Raw genomic sequence first — 19412 nt, 5'->3', positions numbered from 1 at the left:
TTTCCCAGACTATTCCCTTAAGTTATAACAGAAGGATAAATTGATCGTTTTTTCTGCTTTGATTTTATCTTGAATTGCTTTTTTACATCCGGAGAATAAGGCCTGAGATTGGATGGGGTTAATAAATATGATTCAGCAATTTGGTCATATGTAGAAAGAGTAAATCAGTGTAGGGGAACTTTTCTGTTTATCCCGCCTGGAGCAAGGTTTTTTTTGTTTTTCAAATAAACAATGTTTGTCAAACTTAAACCCAAATAGTTTGCTGGTTTGATAGTCGTGACATGATATCCCGAAATTTAGCTCCTGACAAAATGTTGTTATACTTTCAGTTTGGGAGAAGGGAGCAAACAGAGTTGCAAAATATGTATTCTTTTGTAATTTTGGATTTCTCTGAAAGTCTAAATCTAAATGAAAGGCAAGGTTAAAAAGCAAGCTGTTGATGAAGCCCTGGTAAAACGATTTACGGGGGGCGACATGCAGGCATTCGATGACATTTATGCTGCCTTTAGTTACAAATTACAGAAATTTATTTTTACGCTGGTAAAAACCGAAACTGATACAGAGGATCTCATCCAGGAAGTATTTGTGAAGCTCTGGGAAAACAAAAATAAATTAAAGAATACAGCATCTTTTGAGACTTACCTGTTTACCATAGCCTACAATACAACCATTAGTTTTTTACGAAATAAAGCAAAGGATATTCAGTACGTTGAATATGTGAAGTCGGTTCAAATTGAGTTAAGTGATTTTAGTTTGATAGATGAGATTAATAAAGAAGAAGTTTACGAAAAAATTCATCTGCTCATAGAGAAAATGCCTCCCCGGCAACGTGAAGTTTTCAAGATGAAACATTTCAAAAACTATTCCTACAAGGAAATAGCCGAAGCATTAAATATTTCTGTCAATACAGTCGAAAATCACATGGTAAAAGCGCATAAATACCTTAAAGAGAGTTTAGGGAAAGCTTATTTGCTGGCTCTTTTTTTTGTGCATCTTTTTTTGTGAAAAAAAGTTATCATGGAATAGTGGTTTTTTGACTTTTGTCGTCTAACATGTAGTTATTTCAAAAATTTATCGTGGGAAGTACCTTGTTTGCAAATTTATTTTTATTGAACGTGAGGTACATAGAATAGCAAGTCAAAAGGAATGGACAAAAATCTTCTGAATAGGTATACAGCGAATCAATGTTCACCAAAAGAAATTGATGAATTTTTTAATTGGGTGGAAAAACATCCGGAGGAAAAGGCGGAAGGAAATCCATTATTTAGAAATTATTGGAATAACATTGAAATGGCAGATACTCCTGACATCGAATCATCTCAAAAGCGTTTGGACAGGATTCATCATATCATTAATCTAAATCAAGCCAGGCAAAAAGCAGCAAAAGATTTTGCCGGGAGAAAGGTTAAGTTAACTTCATGGTTTTCAAAAGCAGCTGCGATTCTTTTAATTCCAGTTTTAACATTGTTTGTTTATACCCGTTTTTTTCAATCAGGCTCCTATTTGTTATCAGATCTATCTCAGGATATTGAGATTGTTGCTCCTCCCGCATCCCGAATTCAGTTTGAATTGTCTGACGGGACAAAAGTCTGGCTTAACCAGGGGAGTAAAATGATTTATTCGCAGCCTTTTACCGGAAAAACCAGAACGGTGAATTTAGTCGGAGAAGGATATTTTGATGTTGCGCCGGATAAAACAAAACCCTTTATTGTTGAAACACAAAAAATGGCAGTAAAGGCAGTTGGCACCTCTTTTAATGTAAAAGCGTATGCTGACAATCCTTATTTTGAAACGACTTTGGAATCCGGTAAGGTTATTATATCCACAGAGGTAAATGGAAGTTCAAAAGAGGTTTGTACCATGAGCCCCAATGAGCAATTTGTTTTGAATGAAACGACAAATAAGTATTCACTTAAAAAGGTAAATCCGGAGAAGTATGTTTCCTGGAAAGACGGACTGCTAATGTTTCAGGACGACAGGTTGGATGAAGTTGCAGAACGATTATCCCGTTGGTATAATGTAAAAATAACACTCAAAGATTCGGAGTTAAGTTCTCTTACTTATACTGCAACTTTTATTGACGAAACACTCGAGCAGGCATTGGAAATGATGAAATTTGTCCTGCCTGTTTCATTCACTGTTTCAAACAAGTACAAATTGCCTGACAGCACATTCTCGGAAAAAGAAATATTAATCTATAAAAAAGGAGGTAAAACGAATTAAGAATTCTAAGAGTAGGTTATATAGAAAAGCAGGGCAATGCGCCACATTACCCTGCCTGTCAAATTTTAAAAAAACTCTTTATAAAAGAGTAATTTCTAACTATTAAAAGCAAAAGTATGAAAAAAACTGTTCACCCCGTCCAATGGGTGGGAAATGTGTACTTTGTACAAAAATTTTTATTGATTATGAGACTAACTGTCTTTCTAACGTTGTTTACTTTCCTCCACACTTTGGGAATAGAGACCTATTCTCAGGAGACAAAAATTTCTTTGAGCTTTAAAGATGCTCCTTTAAAAGAAGTTTTTAGATCCATTGAAAAAGAAACAGATTTTCGTTTCATGTACAGTTCTGCAATGATTGATGTGGACAAGAAAATAAACGTCAATTTAGAAAGAGAATTGATTTCAGAAGTACTGGAGGAAATATTGAGAGATACCGAAATCCAGTATAAAATTAATGGACGACAAATTCTTCTTTCTTTCAGAGATGAACGACTTAATTTGGGAGCCGACAGCCAACAACCCATATTGGTTGAAGGGAAAGTGACTGATAGTAGTAATCAACCCCTGCCCGGCGTTGCCATTGTAGTTAAAGGAACTACCCAGGGAACAGTTACCGATGCCAATGGTGGGTATTCGTTGCCAAACATTCCGGAAAATGCCACGCTGGTGTTCTCTTTTGTGGGGATGAGGATGCAGGAAGTAGTTGTCGGCGATAAAAAAAGGATTGATGTGGAGATGCAGGATGAAACCATCGGAATTGACGAAGTTGTAGCCGTTGCCTACGGCGTACAAAAGAAAACATCCGTGACGGCGTCGGTCTCTTCATTGAAAGCAGAAGAAATTGCATCAGAACCTGTCAGTAACCTCACCAACAGCCTGGGGGGGAAGTTATCAGGTGTTATTGTAAGACAGGTTTCCGGTCAGCCTGGTTCTGATGGCTCTAATATTTATATCCGGGGTATTGCTACAACAGGTTCAAGTAGCCCATTAGTAATTGTTGATGGGATTCCCAGAAGTTTTGATGAACTGGATCCGAATAGCATTGAAAATATTACGATTTTGAAAGATGCTGCAGCAGTCGCTCCATATGGAGTTGCAGGAGCCAACGGGGTTGTTTTGGTAACTACAAAAAGGGGATCAAGTGGGGAACCGACAATAAAATACAATGGTTATTATGGTATCCAGAATCCCACCTTTTTACCTGATTTTGTAAATCTGGAACAATATGCTCAGTTGAGAAATCGAATCGCAACAAATGCCGGTCAACCCATACCATGGACAGATGAAAGGCTGCAACTACATTTGAGTGGCGATGATCCGGAACGTTATCCGAATTGGGATGTTTTAGGGACAATCATTGAAAAAAATACGCCCATTACAAATCATAATATTGAAGTCTTTGGTGGAAATGAAAAGGTAAAATATTATGCAAGCCTTGGTTTTCAACGCCAAAATGGGATGTGGGAGACTGATTACGAAAACCGGTACTCTTTAATCATGAATTTGGATGCCAACGTTACCAACACCACTAAAGTTTCGTTTAATGTGAACGGAAGGATACAAAAACATATTGAACCAGCTGTTGGTGAAATGGTAAATCAGGGACCGGAATGGATTATGCAGTTGCTTTCCTATGCTCATCCGGATATGCCGCTTTTTTTTAATAATGGCCTTTATGGAACGTATATTACTCCGGCTGTTTATGCCAGTGGAGAAAAGAAGACAAACACAACGGCAATCTATACGCAATTGTCATTGGAACAGGAACTTCCCTTTATCCCAGGGCTTAGTCTTAAAGGGACATTCGCGTACGACCCAACGTTTATTTTTGCAAAAGCATGGCAAAAGGTAATGCACATTCATACGCTGGATGTTTCAACGGACCCTTATTCCTATATTGACGGAATATGGGGGCCTTCAGAACCTATTCTCAATGAGAGGTTCAGGAAATTTGATCAGTACACCTGGCAGGGGAGTTTAAATTATAATCAATCTTTTGGGAAAAACAACATATCAGCGCTTGCCCTTTTTGAAGGTAAAGAAAATACATACCATTATATGGCGGCAGGCAGAAGGAACTATAGCATTTTAATTGATGAATTGAATATGGGAAGTTCCGCAGCTGCTGATATTTCCAATTCAGGGTCAAGTACATTGGCCAGACAATTAGGGCTGGTTTATCGCTTGAGTTATAATTACGACAACAAGTATTTGATTGAAACAAGTGGAAGGTATGATGGGCACTATTACTTTGCACCCGGTAAAAAATGGGGATTCTTTCCCTCGGTAGCAGTTGGATGGCGACTGTCTGAAGAGAATTTTATTAAACAAAACCTGGATTGGGTAAACAATATTAAGCTGAGGGCATCATACGGTGAAGTAGGGGCCTTGGCAGGAAGCGCATTCCAGTACTTAAGTGCCTATAATGCATACGGACCCGCTCATGCATTTGATGGCAATGCTGTAAATGCAGTGAGAGAAAGTGCAGAAGCCAATAAAAATATTACATGGGAACGGGCTAAAAAGACCGACATTGGATTGGAAGTCAATTTGTGGAAAGGAATGCTGCATTTTGAAGCAGATTATTTTTATGAAAAAAGATCCAATATGCTTGTAAATCCAAATGTTGTTGTCCCGAGAGAATACGGAATCGGACTTAGCCAGGTAAACCAGGGAGTTATGGAAAACAGGGGTATCGATTTAAGCCTGGGCTCGAATTATAAAGTGTCAAATGACCTTGAAATATCTCTAAACGGGACCTTTACATATGCCCGAAATAAAATACTTGAAGTTTTTGAAACATCCGCTACATACGATAATCCAAACAGGCGGTTGACAGGAAAACCTCTGGGCGTTATTTTTGGTTACAATGCCCTTGGTTACTTTACGGCTGATGATTTTGATGCGGAGGGAAATCTAAAACCGGAAATTGCTACTCAACCATGGGGGGCAGTTCAACCCGGAGATCTCAGATATGAAGATGTAAGTAAAGACGGAAAAATTGATAACAATGATATTGTACAAATAGGAAAATCCAGAATCCCGGAAATTATTTACGGAATTTCACCAAATGTTCGGTACAAAAAATTCAATTTAACCCTAAACTTTCAGGGGGCAGGTAATGCAAATTTCAGGTTGCATGGTGCTGGCGCCTGGCCATTTTGGGGAAACCGGGCAGCTTATGTATCGCATCTGGACAACTGGACACCTGAAAATACGGATGCAAGGTATCCTCGTCTGGTTGCCGGACAGACTACCAATAACCAGCAGGTTTCAACATGGTGGGTTGAAAATACAAGCTATCTGAGATTGAAAAGTGCAACATTAAGTTACAATGTTCCTTCATTTATCTGTAATAAGATCGGTATGCAAAATGCCAGGATATTCCTTGCCGGGCAAAATTTATACACATGGACAAGTGTAATCAATTTTGATCCTGAGATGAACAACTCACAATCGTGGGACTATCCTCAGCAAACGGTTTACTCTGTTGGTGTTAATTTAACTTTCTGATATGAATTATAATCTAATGGAATTCAGATAATTTGATGAAATATAAAAATATTGGAAATATGAAAACACGAAAAATACATTATAAAAGCATAATAGCCTTTTTGATTCTCTTTGTAGGATTTACTTCTTGTGAAGATTATTTGGAAATTACCCCGAAAGACAAGATCTCAGACGGCGTTCTTTGGAGTGATATCAGCCAGACAGAACTATTTATAAATGATATTTATGCTGCTTTACCAAGCGTTGTCAACAGGTTTGACCCCTGGGAAAACTGGTCAGACGATGCGATGGATGGTATAAATGGTGCGACTTCGAGAAATGTATATGCAATAGCAGCCTATACGCCTGAAAATGCGGAAAATCAATGGGGGCAATATAGCAACATAAGAAAATGTAACTTGCTTATTAAAAACTTGTCAGGCAGCGATTTGCCGGAAGATTGGAAGGCTTTAAGGTTAGCAGAAGTAAGATTCTTGAGAGCCTACTTTTACTCCCTGCTTTGGACCTGGCATGGCGGTGTTCCAATTATTGAAGATGTTCTCAATTATAGTGAACAGGGGGATGAAATTTTCAGACCGAGAAATAGCTCAGAAGAAACATTTGATTTTATTACCAGAGAGTGCGATGCCATTGCAAATGACCTTCCGCTTGTAGCCAAAGAGAATGGCAGAATTACCCGGGGGGCAGCGCTTACTCTGAAAGCCTGGTGTGAGCTGTTCAATGCAAGCCCGCTGCATAATCCTGCAAATGACAAATCGAAATGGACGTTGGCAGCTTCAACCTACAAAGAGGTTATGGATTTAGGGGTGTATGATTTATTTCCCAATTACGAAACGTTGTTTTACGAAGAAAACAATTTCAACCAGGAAACAATTCTGGCCAAACCGCATGTGGGAGGAACGAATATTGGAAGAAGTACGGAAGGACTTGCCGGTCCCCATTTTTCCGGGGGGTCTCAGACTGCATATGGGATGTTAAATCCTACGCAGGAAATAGTGGATGAATATTTAATGGAGAATGGCCTGCCGATAACGGATCCTGAATCTGGTTATGATCCGCAAAATCCATATGCCGGGAGGGAAAAAAGATTCTATCAATCAATTGTTTATGATGGGTCTATGTGGAATGGCGCAGTATTCTACTCAAGGCTTGGTGTAGAAAGTAACAATGAGCTTGATCTGGGAATCTCAACAGGTGGAACAAACACGGGTTATTCTTTCCGGAAAGGGTTAAAAGAAGAATATGCCGTTAATGGGAATAACAGGCTAAGCAGTGCCAACTCAATTTTGTTTCGGTATGCTGAGGTCCTTCTGAGCTATGCTGAAGCGCAAAATGAAGCGGCAGGTCCCGATGCCTCGGTTTATGATGCCATAAATGAGGTAAGGACTCGTTCTGAACTTCCTTCTTTACCGGAAGGATTAACGCAGGAAGAGATGCGCGAAGAAATAAGAAGAGAACGCAGAATTGAACTTGCTTTCGAAGAACGACGCTGGTACGATTTAATTCGCTGGAAGATTGCCGAAGAAAAGTTAAATGGAAAGCTTCATGCCATGAGGATTGAAGAGGTGGACGGCAATTTGACTTATACGGTGATACCGGCGCCAGGAGGCGAAAGGATGTTTTATGCGGATAGGAATTATTATTTGCCTATTCCGCAATCAGCCATCGACCGGAATTCAAAATTGGAACAAAACCCTAATTACGAGTAAAGCTTATTTTTTATGGGCACCGACCTGAGATGAACCTGTTGAGGCATGTCGGTGCCCTTAATCTTCGTCTTATTAAAAGTAAAATATTCTGTTATGAAAATTTTTCTTCCCAAGATTTTTGTCATTTTTTTAGCATGGGTAATAATTTCATGCCAAAAAGAAAATGTGGAGTACGATTTGGTGATTTATGGTGGAACTTCAGCTGGTGTGACTGCTGCTGTTCAGGCTGCCAGATTGAATAAAAGTGTTCTAATTATTGAACCCGGAACCGAACAGCAACTGGGAGGGCTTACGACCGGCGGTCTTGGTAGGACTGACTTTGGAAATAAAAGGATTATTGGAGGAATTTCTCTTGAGTTTTATAAAGAGATAAACAAATATTATTTGAACGACAGTAACTGGACCTGGCAAAACAGGAGCGAATATTTTAAAAACCAGACATACCATCCCGGAGCCACGAATATTGAGGAAGAAAGCATGTGGTTTTTTGAACCTTCTGCCGCGCGTTCGATTTTCCAACACTGGATTCAGAAATACAATATTCCGGTTTTATACGGCGAGCGGATTATTCGCGAAGGCGAAGGAAAAGCTATCGAAAAAGAAGGTGGCTGGAAGGTTGCTGTTCCTGGCAGCGTTTCAGACGGTGTCGTGAAAAAAGATGAGAAGATAACAGAGATTGTTATGGAATCAGGTACCCGGATAAAAGCCAGATACTTTATTGATGCAACCTATGAAGGCGACTTGCTGGCAGGTGCCGGTGTTTCATTTACTGTTGGCCGTGAAGGATTTGATATTTATGAAGAATCTTTGAATGGAATCAGGACGAAGTTATCTATCCCTGACAGCGGTATGCCGGCCTGGAGGCACCACCAGTTTGAACCTGCCGTTGATCCTTATGTCGTTCAGGGCAACCCGGATTCAGGATTATTGCCAATGATTAAGTCCAACGGGCCTGGGACCGAAGGTAAATCGGACCATAAGATACAGGCATATTGTTTCCGGATGTGTTTGACGGATGTACCCGAAAATCGCATTTCTTTTGAAAAACCGGAAGGATATAATGAACTCGACTATGAATTGTTATTGAGAAATTATGAGGCTGGTTTCTCCCGGTTACCCTGGATAAATTCTCCTATGCCAAACCGTAAAACAGATACCAATAACCAGAGTGCATTTTCTACCGATTTTATCGGGGCCAATTACGATTACCCGGAGGCATCGTATGCTGAACGGAAAAATATTGTCGATGCGCACCTTCAGTATCAGATGGGATTGATGTGGACTTTGGCAAATCATCCGCGTATCCCTGATGACATTCGAACCGAAATGTCACGATGGGGGGTGACGAAAGACGAATTTGTTGAAGGAAATGGCTGGCAGGATCAGTTGTACATCAGGGAAGCACGGCGTATGATTTCTGATGTGGTAATGACACAGCATCACTGTCAGGGAAAAGTAGTTGAGAATGAGAGTATCGGCATGGGAGCTTATGGTATGGATTCGCATCATACACAACGCTATGTTGACGAAAACGGGTATGTTAAAAATGAAGGGGATGTGCAAATTGGACTGCGCAAGCCTTATCCGATTAGTTACAAATCGATTTTGCCAAAGGAAACAGAGTGTGCCAACTTATTGGTACCCGTTTGTTTATCTGCGTCGCATATAGCTTTTGGTTCCATACGCATGGAGCCGGTATTTATGGTACTGGGGCAGTCAGCTGCTATTGCTGCCTGTATGGCCATTGACAAGGATTGTTCCCTTCAGGAAATACCGTATGCAGAGTTAAAGCAAAAATTGCAAAGTGCCGGACAAATATTGAATCTCGAAGATATTCCCCAACAAAAATAGTACTGAGATATTTAATCTTTGGATTAGAATAAAAATGAAGAGAAGAGAATTTATAACATCTACCGCCCTAAGTTCCACGTTGCTGGCCAGCGGAGGGTTTCTATCGGCATTTAGTTCATCGCAATATGATGAAAAAGATGATAGTTTGATAAATCCTATCGTTCCTATTCAAATATTCCCTGGGTTTGAGGACAAAATAAAGTCAGATATTATTCATCTAAAAGAAAAGTATGGGCTGAAAAGGTTTTTAATTGTAGGTCCTTCAAAAGAATATCGTTACACAGGATTTCCCAAAAAACAAGTATTTGTTGGCCTTGGAGAGTTGGTCGTACACTTTAAAGAAGAACTGAAAAAATATGATATAGAGATTGGTTGGTGGTGTACAACAACTATCAGGATAGGTAAAGGAAAATTTCAAAGTATCATTAAGAGGGATGGCACGGTGGCAGAGGAGGCGTGTTGTCCGCTTGATGCAGATTATAAAGATACTTTTAGCGAATATGTTGCTACGGTGGTAAAGATTGCACATCCGTTTATGATTAATTTTGAGGATGATTATCACCTGAATGGAGGGTGCTTTTGCCCGTTGCATCTGAAAGAATTTTCAGAAAGAGAAGGCCGGTATTATTCACGGGAAGAGTTGCAAACTATTTTTAACAGTAAAACTGCCGAAGGATCCAGGTTGAAAAAAGCATGGGGGAAGTTGAGCAGGGATTCACTTGCCGGCCTGGCAAAATCAGTAAGAGAAAAAGTTGACAAAATTGCTCCTGAAACCCGTTTATGCCTTTGCCAAAGCGGGGCAAGCGAACATGATGGTAATTTTACAGAGGCTGTTGCCAAAGCTTTTGCAGGCAATACCCGTCCGATGGTTCGTGTTTATGGTTCAAGTTATATGTCTGACGAACCATTAAGTCTTCCCCGTTTCATTTTCAATCCTTTGTATCAGAGGCAACATTTACCGGAAAATTTTGAATTACTGCACGAGTCAGATTCTTTCCCGCACACACGGTTCTTTATGTCCAGCTCAAAATTGAAGACTTTCATGACAGCTGCATTTGCATACGGACTGGATGATTCTTTGTTTTATACCAATCAGTATCTTGAAAATCCTCTGGAAGAAAAAGGGTACAGGGAAATGTTCCTGAAAGAGTCTGAACGTTTTGCCGCACTTAAATTAGCTGTCCGGGATTGCACTGTGGGTGGTTGCGAAATATTCAGAAAACCGGGCACTTCTTTTAACTGGATAAATATAGCCGGTCGTCACGGAATCCCATATACTTCAAAAGGTGGCAAGGTGAAACTGCTTTCCGGCAATATTGTAGAGCAAATGGATCACGACGAAATCGTAAAATTATTGAGTGGGAGTGTTTTTCTGGATGGGGATGCTGCACGTCTGTTGTGTCAAAAAGGATACAGTAACCTGATTGGGGCAGAAATATCATCAAGGGAGGATACGCTACTCCCTCCTTTTTATGAAGGCGTTGTTAATCCGGAGCAGTTTCCGAATATCAAAAACCGGTTAATGTATAACTACGCGTGGGCTTTTAATAAAAGGAATAAGGATTGCTTTTATCAGATGAAACCTTTGGCTGGTGCTGAGGTGGTCACCGAATTTTTGAATTCCAGAAACGAACCTTTTTATCCGGCAATGACACGTTTTGAGAACAAACTTGGAGGAAGGGTTGCGGTTATGGCTTATAGTCTCGACGACGGTTATATTAATACCCGTTCTATATCCTTATTCAATTATTCCAAAAAAGAACTCATTCGCTCAATGATAGAATGGCTGGGAAAAGAGCCGCTTCCTGTTTATGTAAAAGATGTGCCAAATGCATTTTGCATATTCAGCCATTCAAAAACCAAAGATTATTCAGTAGTAGTAGTTACCGGATTAAATTCCGATACATTTGACCGCTTTACACTGGCAGTTGCCCCGGAATGGCAGGGCGCAAAGGTGCAGTTACTGAATAATGAAGGTATTTGGGAAACAGTGAAAACAGCAAAACACAATCAGGATTTTAGAATAGAGGCGAAGGTGTCAGTAATGAATCCGGTGGTGTTAAAACTGAACAAAGTGTAAAATGCAAAAAAGTAGATTTTGTGAGAAAGATAATTCATAGAAAGGGGAGCGTAAGTATTATATTCCTGTTGTTTTTATTTGGTCCGTCGCTGTTGGCCATTTCCGCCGGTTTAAAACTACCTGCTGTTATCAATAACAATATGGTGCTTCAACAGCAAAGTTCATGTAACTTCTGGGGGTGGGCAGAACCTGAAGACACAGTTCATGTAAGATTAGGATGGAACGGAGAAAATAAGTTTTGCGTGGCAGATGTTTCAGGTAAATGGAGAACCGATTTTACAACACCTTCGGCAGGTGGCCCTTATGAAATTATGATAAAAGCCGATACAACATATGCCCTTGAAAATATCCTGATTGGAGAAGTTTGGGTATGTAGTGGCCAGTCGAATATGGAGATGCCACTTCAGGGTTATATTTCAATGCCGGTAATGGGAAGCAATGATTTTATTGCTCATTCCCGTAATAATAACATACGGTTATTTACTGTGGGCAAAAAGGTTAGTACAACACCAGAAGATAATTGCAGTGGAAAATGGGTTGTTTCAGAACCCAAAGAGGCCGCCGGATTCAGTGCAGTGGCTTATTCTTTTGGGAAATACCTGGAAGAGGTACTTGACATTCCCATTGGATTAATTAACACTAGCTGGGGAGGTACGCCGGCAGAAGCATGGACAAGCGAAGCAACTCTTTTATCCGAATTTGGGACGTTGAATGCCACTGGTTTTAAAACGGATGGGTTAACTTCAAGTTCGCCTTCGGTTCTTTTCAATGGGATGATTCATCCTCTTTTAAACTATACGATTCGGGGAGTCATCTGGTACCAGGGAACGTCTAACCGGAAGCGTCCGGAACAATACTCCCGGCTATTCCCTGCGATGATAAAAAACTGGAGAAGGAGTTGGAACCAGGGGGAATTTCCATTTTATTTCGTTCAGAATGCACCTTATAGTTTTAGGTTTGACGAAAATACCCAATCTGCATTTTTACGTGAAGCCCAGTTGAAAACAATGCTTACAGTGCCGAATACGGGGATGGCCGTTACCATGGATGTAGGGGATTCACTCAGTAATCACCCTCCCGAGAAGATTATTGTAGGCAAAAGGCTGGCATATTGGGCATTGGCTAAAACCTATAATACAGAAGGGATTTCATATAGTGGGCCGGTTTATAAGTCCATGAAGGTAGATGAAAATAGAGCGATTCTTGCTTTTGATTATGCAAAGTTTGGTTTAACCAGTTTTGGGAAAGAACTGAGGCACTTTGAAATTTCAGAAGATGATAAAACGTTTTACCCTGCCCAAGCCGCTGTAAAAGATTCAACCGTTGAAGTTTGGTCTCCAAAAGTAAAAAAGCCTGTTTCCGTTCGTTATTGCTGGGATAATTATGTTGAAGGAACTTTATATAATAATGCCGGACTTCCAGCATCATCTTTCAGGACAGATGAATGGAAGTGAACCATAATATGTATAATAATCATGAAATGAGGATTTTTTATCAGTGTAGCAGCTTGTTTTTGTTGGTATCATAGGGGTGATCTGTTTCTCATTTGTAATGCATTTTTTCTGTATCATGGAGTATTATAATCTAATTGCTATAAAAAAATGTCAACCGACAATTACTGTATTGCTGACCAGAGAAGACTGTTTATTTCGTAACACTCACTATTCCCTACTGGCTTGATTTTTTCACGCGGAAAGAATATAAAATTGAAAGTGTACAATTGAAAATATGTTCTGAATTAGGCCGAACAGGGTGCCATTCAAAAAAGAAAGGGGCAAATCCTAAAAACAGATTTGTCCCTTTTGTTGTCCTGCCAGGGCTCGAACCTGGACTCTTCTGATCCAGAGTCAGACGTGTTGCCAATTACACCACAGGACAATTTCGCTGCAAAAGTATAAAAAATTTTAATGAATGTACCGGATATTCGATAAGCAGTTTTTACTTTTGATAAAGCAATCTAAAATGGCAATAGAAGAATCGAAATTTTATCATTTAGCGGGAATACTTGTAGCGGATGGCGGTGCAACCAAAACGAGTTGGTGTTTCTCCGGGAAAGGGAGCTCAACGGAACGGTTTTCTACCGGGGGGATTAACCCGTTTTTTAGTACCACAGATGATTTGATAAAGGAGTGGAAACAAAGTCCGGTAGCCCGGCTTTCAGGCAAGGTTGACAGGATATTTTTTTACGGAGCTGGTATCATAAACGAAGATAAAGCGCAAGGTATCAAAAAAGCGCTGGAAATATTTTTCCCGGAGGCCAAAGCAGAGGTGCAAGGCGATTTGCTGGCTGCCGCCCGAGCCACTTTGGGAAATAAGAGCGGCATTGCCTGTATTTTGGGAACAGGTTCTAACTCGTGTCAGTACGATGGAGCAAAAATTACGGCACACGTACCTCCTTTGGGATTTGTTCTGGGCGACGAAGGCAGTGGTGCTGATTTAGGGAAACAGTTGGTTGCCAGTTATCTGAAAAAGATAATGCCGCAGCCTCTCAGGGAAGAATTTTTTCAGAAGTATCCATTAGAGTATCCCGAATTTTTAAACCGGGTGTATCATCATCAAAATCCCAACCGGTTTCTGGCCGGATTTGTCCCCTTTTTAGCAGAAAACATCGGAGACGAATTTTGCGCGAAGTTGGTGGAAAATGCTTTTGATGCTTTTATTTCCCGGAATGTGGAACAGTATTCAACTGCCCGTAGTCAACCCATTTGTTTTGTCGGTTCAGTAGCTTTTCATTTTCAGGAACAACTAAAAAAGGTACTCTTGAAAAGGAATCTGAGCCCGGGAATTGTGTTAAAAGAACCATTGGAAAAGCTAGTGGATTACCATTTACAATTTCCCAACGGATAGACAATCTCAGTAAAATATAGTGACCTCAAAAAATGAGTTTCCGCTGTTTATATAAGGTTTACTCAATGGTGCTCTGGTCACGGGTCACTTTGAAAATCCGGTGGAGTAAAAAAGTAATCACGCTTAACCTTCAATATTCATTTAACTTTTTTTCTACCTTAAAATTCTCCCAAAACTAACTTTGAAGGTGTGATCAGATCTCACGAAACAATGTGAGTTCAATGCAAGAAACTTTACCTGCAAAACCCTATTCATAGTAACAGACTGGTTATCCACTTGTTTGGGGCTTTGCCCCAATCCCCACTTCATTTTTCTCCTTTGGATGAGAAAAACGAAGCACGAGGAAGGCATTTCCGAGCATCATGTCAAAATTAACCTTTGCGTTTTTTCAATCTGGCGAATTAGCCCGACTGACGGAATTTTGACATAGCCCGCATCAGGTATAGCTCACTTATAAATCAAAGTCAGGAATTGATAGAATAGGCCGGTTCACATATAAACATTTATGGCTAACACATCGGAGCGATGGCCTCGGTCGGTGAGCCGGAAAACAAGTGAAGACGGCGTTAAAAAATTACTGCTGTTTGAGGAGGTACGACGAGTTTCAGTAATTTTAGCCGGCAACACGTAGTTTTTCCGAGTGAAGCGAACGCAGCCTTGGGTTTTCTGTTTACTCTTTGGGCTAAACCAAAGAGTAAAATCGGCCTGATAAGGCATAAAAATATTGATGAGAAATGTATCTGAAAACAGATTACTCCACCGGATTTTTCGGGTGAGCCTTGGTCACCTGAAAAGTGTTGAAGAAGGATTCAGTGGGTAAATCGTAACCTGCCGGTTTTCAACTTATTTTATCTGAAGAAAATATTAATATCTTTGTTTCGTAGAAAAATACGGAAAGCAATAAAATAAAAATAGTAACTTGCGCGCTGATTAAGAAAGAAAGATATTTAAGATAATCATCAAACTTGCCGGAATGGTAAGTTTATGGTTTATTAGGTTTAGTTGGTTTAGGTTTTCCCGACTTTGTCGGGAATAAAAAGGCTGTCAAAGGACAGCCTTTTCTTTTATAGATTTATACAATGATTAGAATGGCGATAAAAAGCAGAAGTAACATGAGAAGCACAAACTGGTTGCGCACAAACAGTCCAAGCAGGATAAGTATTTCTGTGTCATCGTTCAGGGTCGTGAATAGTTCTATCTCCCCTTTTTCTTTGGTAATGAATTCATTGGAAGTGTAAGTGATAATTTCAGTACCATTAAATTTCCAGGACCAGCGTGACTGCCAGAAATTTTGGATTTCAAGCCCAAAACATTTCCCGTTAATCACCACATCGCTGCGGGGGTTGAAAAGGTTGATCATTACCATACCGAGCAACGACTGGTCGTTGGCATCGTAAATTTCGAGTTTAGACAGAAAAAATTCACGGTTCAGAACAAATAGTTTTCCGTTAATCATAGCCTGCGCTCTGGAACTCAACATATTTTCCCATCGTATATTGCCAATAAGATTCCCGTCTTCTCTGAGTTCCAGTTTCGACCCAAAAATATCTTTTGTCCAATGTAGCTTGTCCATCACACCTTTCAGACTAAATAGAAGTGCAATTTATGAATTAATAGTGAGATTAAAGGATAGATTTTAAATCATGTTATGCAGTGCTGTCGTTTTCTGTAAGCTCATTTATTATCATTGTAATGCAACAAAACTAACAGGCATCTTATGCTGGTATGATGAGTATATGTTTTGGACTGCCTGGCTCGTTTAAATAGGCGGATGTAGAGTCAGGAGGGGATAACGGTTTCAAAAAAAAATAATGGCACAATAAGTTAATCCAAGATGAATTCAGCTTGTTTCCCTTTCACATCAGATACAATTTTTTCACCGTCATAAGCCAATTCCCCGTTCACAAAAGTAGAGACCACACGATGGGAGAATTCCTCTCCTTCAAATGGCGACCATCCGCATTTGTAGAGTATGTTTTCAGGTGAAACAACCCAACTTCGGTTCGGGTCTATCAGAACAAGGTCGGCATAATATCCTTCGCGGATATAACCCCGGCGATCGATACGAAACAGGTCAGCAGGTGCGTGGCACATTTTCTGAACGACTTTTTCCACCGAAATAACACCTTTTCGGCTCATTTCGAGCATGGCAACCAGCGAGTGCTGTACCAGTGGTCCACCCGACGGCGCGTTGAAATAGGTATTGTTTTTTTCTTCCAATGTATGCGGGGCGTGGTCGGTGGCAATCACGTCAATTTTATCTGAAAGCAATGCTTCCCAAAGGGCTTCTTTGTCTTTCATCGTTTTTACAGCCGGGTTCCATTTTATAAGGTTTCCTTTTGTAATATAATCGCGATCATCGAACCATAAGTGGTGTACACAAACCTCCGCAGTAATATGTTTGTCTTTTACTTTTCCCGGAGAGAACAACTCCATCTCTTTTCCTGACGAAAGATGGAGAACGTGCAGCCGGGTGTTGTATTTCGAAGCCAGCTCCACTGCTTTTGAGGATGATTTGTAGCATGCTTCAACACTCCGGATGTGGCAGTGCCTTGAAACCGGTACATTCTCTCCGTACCTTTCCCGGGCAATTTTGGTATTTTCCTGAATGGTTTTTTCGTCTTCACAATGGGTTGCAATCAATGTGGGGGCGTTTTTGAAAATTTCAGAAAGTGTTTCTTCGTCATCGACCAACATGTTGCCGGTTGAAGAGCCCATAAAAATTTTGATGCCGCATACTTTTGAAGGATCGGTTTTCAACACTTCATCCAGGTTGTCATTGGTGGCGCCCATGTAAAATGAGAAATTGGCAGGCGAAACCCTGGCTGCCCGCTGGTATTTTTCCTGGAGTAATTCCTGGGTTACTGTTTGCGGTTTGGTGTTGGGCATTTCCATAAATGTAGTTACACCACCTGCCACAGCAGCCCGGCTTTCGGTGGCAATTTCACCCTTGTAGGTGAGGCCCGGTTCGCGAAAGTGCACCTGATCGTCGATAACTCCGGGAATAAGAAAGAGACCGGAAGCATCCACAATTTCAAGTCCATTCAAATCAAGATTTTCGGGAATCTTGTGTGGGAAAATATTCTCAATTTTATCCTGACTGATTAAAACACTTCCCTTGAATTTCAATCCTTCGTTGATTATAGTAGCGTCTTTAATAAGCCTTTTCATATTCTTCCCTTTTAATTATGGTATATTATTTCTTTCCCCGTATAAAGTCGTACCTGCAAATTGTTGCTGCTGTTTTTTGCAACGAATTACTTCAATGGATTATTGCCGGTTGTAATTCCTGAACCAACTTCTGATTTTCATTTTCATTACCCCCCAAAGCGCTTCATTAAAAATTCCACCGCTCATTTTCGAAGTTCCTTCTTTGCGGTCGGTAAATACAATCGGTACTTCTTCAATATTAAATCCAAACTTCCAGGCGGTAAATTTCATTTCAATCTGAAATCCGTAACCGATGAGTTTTATTTTTTCAAAGTCGATGGTTTCGAGTACTTTGCGCCGGTAGCATTTAAATCCGGCAGTGGTGTCCATTATTTTCATGCCGGTAACAATTCGTACATACATCGACGCGAAGTACGACATCAGCACGCGCCCTAGTGGCCAGTTAATGACGTTAATTCCTGAAATATAACGAGAGCCGATGGCTACGTCGGCACCGTTATTAACCGCTTGGTGCAAACGTTCCAGGTCATCCGGATTGTGTGAAAAATCGCAATCCATTTCGCAAATGTATTCATAACCATTTTCCAGCGCCCATTTAAACCCGGCAATGTATGCGGTTCCGAGCCCCAGTTTCCCTTTCCGTTCCAAAATATGTAGTTGTTCCGGGAACTCCTCCTGCAATCTTTTTACAATCGCGGCTGTTCCGTCAGGCGAATTGTCTTCAACTATTAATAAGTGGAATGGCGTTTTCAGTGAAAAGACTTTGCGGATCATTTTCTCCACATTTTCCTTTTCATTGTACGTAGGAATGATAACCAGATTCTTCGACACGTTGTTTCATTTTTATTAAAAAAACGAAAATACACTTTTGATTACAATTTTTATTCATCTCTACCTTTAATATTTTTTTTATTATTGAAATTAAAATGAATAAAACCATCCTTAAAATGAAGCAGAAAGAGTTTATTAAGGTCGATTTGAATAATGAAGTACACTGCAGTAACCTGCTGAAGTTATTGAACGATTATATGGAAGATGATATAGGTACAGGAAAGCCGATGCCCAAAGAACTGGGGCCGCAAATTATTGACGGATTAAAAGAGCATCCGGTCTACCTTGGTTTTTTTGCCTGTGTGGAAGATGAGTTTGCTGCGCTGGCCAACTGTAACCTCAATTTTTCTACCTGGCAGGCCAAACCACTTATTAATATCCATGATTTTATTGTTTCTCCGGATTTTCGCAAGCAGGGTGTCGGGCTTTTTCTTTTAAAAGAAATTGAAAGATATGCGACTCAAAAGGGGTACTGCCGGATAAACCTTGAAGTGCGACACGACAATTACAATGCACAGAATCTTTACCTGAAGGCAGGATTCAATGAATGTGTCCCACGCAATTATTTCTGGGAGAAGCGTATGTTAACTTAATTTCAAAAAAGATAGTATTTGGTATTCAGGGTGTTGAATAATTTTTGGGGCGAAAGGTAAAAAAAGGGTTAAAAAAAGTTTGCAGGAATTAAAAAGGCTTATACATTTGCAGCCGCTTTGAGAGCGATGTTCATTGTAAGGATTGAGGGGAGAAGGATAGGTTTGGCAGTTGGAAGGCGAAAGATTTTTAGGGATTAAAAAAAAGTTTGAGCCGGGATAAAAAAAACCGAAAAATTATTTGGTTAAAGAAAAAGAGTTATTACCTTTGCCGCCCCGAAATAAAGGGAACAGTTCCGGCAGGGATGCAAGAGAGAGAGGAGAATGGGTTAGAGGCTGCCGGTAAAATTAGGAAAAAGATGAAGGGTCAGCATTTAAGATGAGGTGCTGATTTTTTATGGAAAGATACAAAAAGAAGAGTTCTTTAAAATTTTGAAATAAAGCATTAAAAAAAAGCAAGGTGTACCAACTTTGTTGATTTCTGAGAGAATCATATCTGAGCGAAAGAGATTTTAAACTTTTTATAATTACAACGGAGAGTTTGATCCTGGCTCAGGATGAACGCTAGCGGGAGGCTTAACACATGCAAGCCGAG

Annotated in this window: 12 protein-coding genes, 1 tRNA gene and 1 rRNA gene; 10 read left to right on the top strand and 4 right to left on the bottom strand. The window is 40.2% G+C overall.

Annotation, left to right across the window (positions count from 1 at the left end; genetic code table 11):
• Window positions 1-408: 408 nt before the first annotated feature.
• From D1164_RS16670 to D1164_RS16640, 7 genes are all read left to right on the top strand, one after another.
• Window positions 409-1005, top strand: coding sequence for an RNA polymerase sigma factor (locus D1164_RS16670; RefSeq protein ID WP_119351032.1), 597 nt, complete (start codon window positions 409-411; stop codon window positions 1003-1005).
• Window positions 1006-1146: 141 nt separating this feature from the next.
• On the top strand, window positions 1147-2223 hold the full coding sequence (locus tag D1164_RS16665; RefSeq protein ID WP_119351031.1) for a FecR family protein: 1077 nt from the start codon (window positions 1147-1149) through the stop codon (window positions 2221-2223).
• Between the two features lie 185 nt (window positions 2224-2408).
• Window positions 2409-5738: a SusC/RagA family TonB-linked outer membrane protein gene (locus D1164_RS16660; RefSeq protein ID WP_172594494.1), complete on the top strand. Its 3330-nt coding sequence runs from the start codon at window positions 2409-2411 to the stop codon at window positions 5736-5738.
• 59 nt (window positions 5739-5797) lie between these two features.
• A complete protein-coding gene (locus tag D1164_RS16655) occupies window positions 5798-7447 on the top strand; it encodes a RagB/SusD family nutrient uptake outer membrane protein (protein WP_172594493.1) in 1650 nt (549 codons plus the stop codon).
• Window positions 7448-7540: 93 nt separating this feature from the next.
• Window positions 7541-9298 carry an FAD-dependent oxidoreductase gene (locus tag D1164_RS16650; protein WP_119351109.1) on the top strand — a complete coding sequence of 586 codons (1758 nt, stop codon included), beginning with the start codon at window positions 7541-7543 and terminating at the stop codon, window positions 9296-9298.
• A 34-nt stretch (window positions 9299-9332) separates the two neighbouring features.
• Window positions 9333-11378: a hypothetical protein gene (locus D1164_RS16645; RefSeq protein WP_147372208.1), complete on the top strand. Its 2046-nt coding sequence runs from the start codon at window positions 9333-9335 to the stop codon at window positions 11376-11378.
• A gap of 20 nt (window positions 11379-11398) precedes the next feature.
• Window positions 11399-12832: a sialate O-acetylesterase gene (locus tag D1164_RS16640; RefSeq protein WP_147372207.1), complete on the top strand. Its 1434-nt coding sequence runs from the start codon at window positions 11399-11401 to the stop codon at window positions 12830-12832.
• Between the two features lie 351 nt (window positions 12833-13183).
• On the opposite strand, the gene D1164_RS16635 is transcribed toward D1164_RS16640, so the two are convergent.
• Window positions 13184-13256, bottom strand: a tRNA-Gln gene (locus D1164_RS16635).
• 33 nt (window positions 13257-13289) lie between these two features.
• Between D1164_RS16635 and D1164_RS16630 the strand changes: the two genes are divergently transcribed.
• Window positions 13290-14225: an ATPase gene (locus D1164_RS16630; RefSeq protein WP_119351026.1), complete on the top strand. Its 936-nt coding sequence runs from the start codon at window positions 13290-13292 to the stop codon at window positions 14223-14225.
• Between the two features lie 1072 nt (window positions 14226-15297).
• On the opposite strand, the gene D1164_RS16625 is transcribed toward D1164_RS16630, so the two are convergent.
• The 3 genes from D1164_RS16625 to D1164_RS16615 form a co-directional block, all read right to left on the bottom strand.
• A complete protein-coding gene (locus tag D1164_RS16625; RefSeq protein WP_119351025.1) occupies window positions 15298-15798 on the bottom strand; it encodes a hypothetical protein in 501 nt (166 codons plus the stop codon).
• Between the two features lie 251 nt (window positions 15799-16049).
• A complete protein-coding gene (locus tag D1164_RS16620) occupies window positions 16050-17396 on the bottom strand; it encodes a dihydroorotase (RefSeq protein ID WP_119351024.1) in 1347 nt (448 codons plus the stop codon).
• Between the two features lie 99 nt (window positions 17397-17495).
• Window positions 17496-18227: a polyprenol monophosphomannose synthase gene (locus D1164_RS16615; RefSeq protein ID WP_119351023.1), complete on the bottom strand. Its 732-nt coding sequence runs from the start codon at window positions 18225-18227 to the stop codon at window positions 17496-17498.
• Between the two features lie 116 nt (window positions 18228-18343).
• Here D1164_RS16615 and D1164_RS16610 point away from each other — a divergent pair, with 116 nt between their 5' ends.
• Both D1164_RS16610 and D1164_RS16605 read left to right on the top strand, forming a co-directional pair.
• Complete coding sequence (locus tag D1164_RS16610) at window positions 18344-18820, top strand: GNAT family N-acetyltransferase (protein ID WP_172594492.1); 477 nt, start codon at window positions 18344-18346, stop codon at window positions 18818-18820.
• 526 nt (window positions 18821-19346) lie between these two features.
• Window positions 19347-19412 (top strand): 16S ribosomal RNA (locus tag D1164_RS16605); the annotation flags it as partial.

It is taken from the genome of Mariniphaga sediminis (assembly GCF_003573545.1).
Classification (GTDB): domain Bacteria; phylum Bacteroidota; class Bacteroidia; order Bacteroidales; family Prolixibacteraceae; genus Mariniphaga; species Mariniphaga sediminis.
This window is presented reverse-complemented; position numbering and strand designations above follow the sequence as displayed.

Bases quoted from the DNA above. Each gene is read 5' to 3' on its own strand.
- D1164_RS16670 (WP_119351032.1), top strand. From the start codon at position 409: ATGAAAGGCAAGGTTAAAAAGCAAGCTGTTGATGAAGCCCTGGTAAAA.
- D1164_RS16665 (WP_119351031.1), top strand. From the start codon at position 1,147: ATGGACAAAAATCTTCTGAATAGGTATACAGCGAATCAATGTTCACCA.
- D1164_RS16660 (WP_172594494.1), top strand. From the start codon at position 2,409: ATGAGACTAACTGTCTTTCTAACGTTGTTTACTTTCCTCCACACTTTG.
- D1164_RS16655 (WP_172594493.1), top strand. From the start codon at position 5,798: ATGAAAACACGAAAAATACATTATAAAAGCATAATAGCCTTTTTGATT.
- D1164_RS16650 (WP_119351109.1), top strand. From the start codon at position 7,541: ATGAAAATTTTTCTTCCCAAGATTTTTGTCATTTTTTTAGCATGGGTA.
- D1164_RS16645 (WP_147372208.1), top strand. From the start codon at position 9,333: ATGAAGAGAAGAGAATTTATAACATCTACCGCCCTAAGTTCCACGTTG.
- D1164_RS16630 (WP_119351026.1), top strand. From the start codon at position 13,290: ATGTACCGGATATTCGATAAGCAGTTTTTACTTTTGATAAAGCAATCT.
- D1164_RS16625 (WP_119351025.1), bottom strand. From the start codon at position 15,798: ATGGACAAGCTACATTGGACAAAAGATATTTTTGGGTCGAAACTGGAA.
- D1164_RS16620 (WP_119351024.1), bottom strand. From the start codon at position 17,396: ATGAAAAGGCTTATTAAAGACGCTACTATAATCAACGAAGGATTGAAA.
- D1164_RS16610 (WP_172594492.1), top strand. From the start codon at position 18,344: ATGAAGCAGAAAGAGTTTATTAAGGTCGATTTGAATAATGAAGTACAC.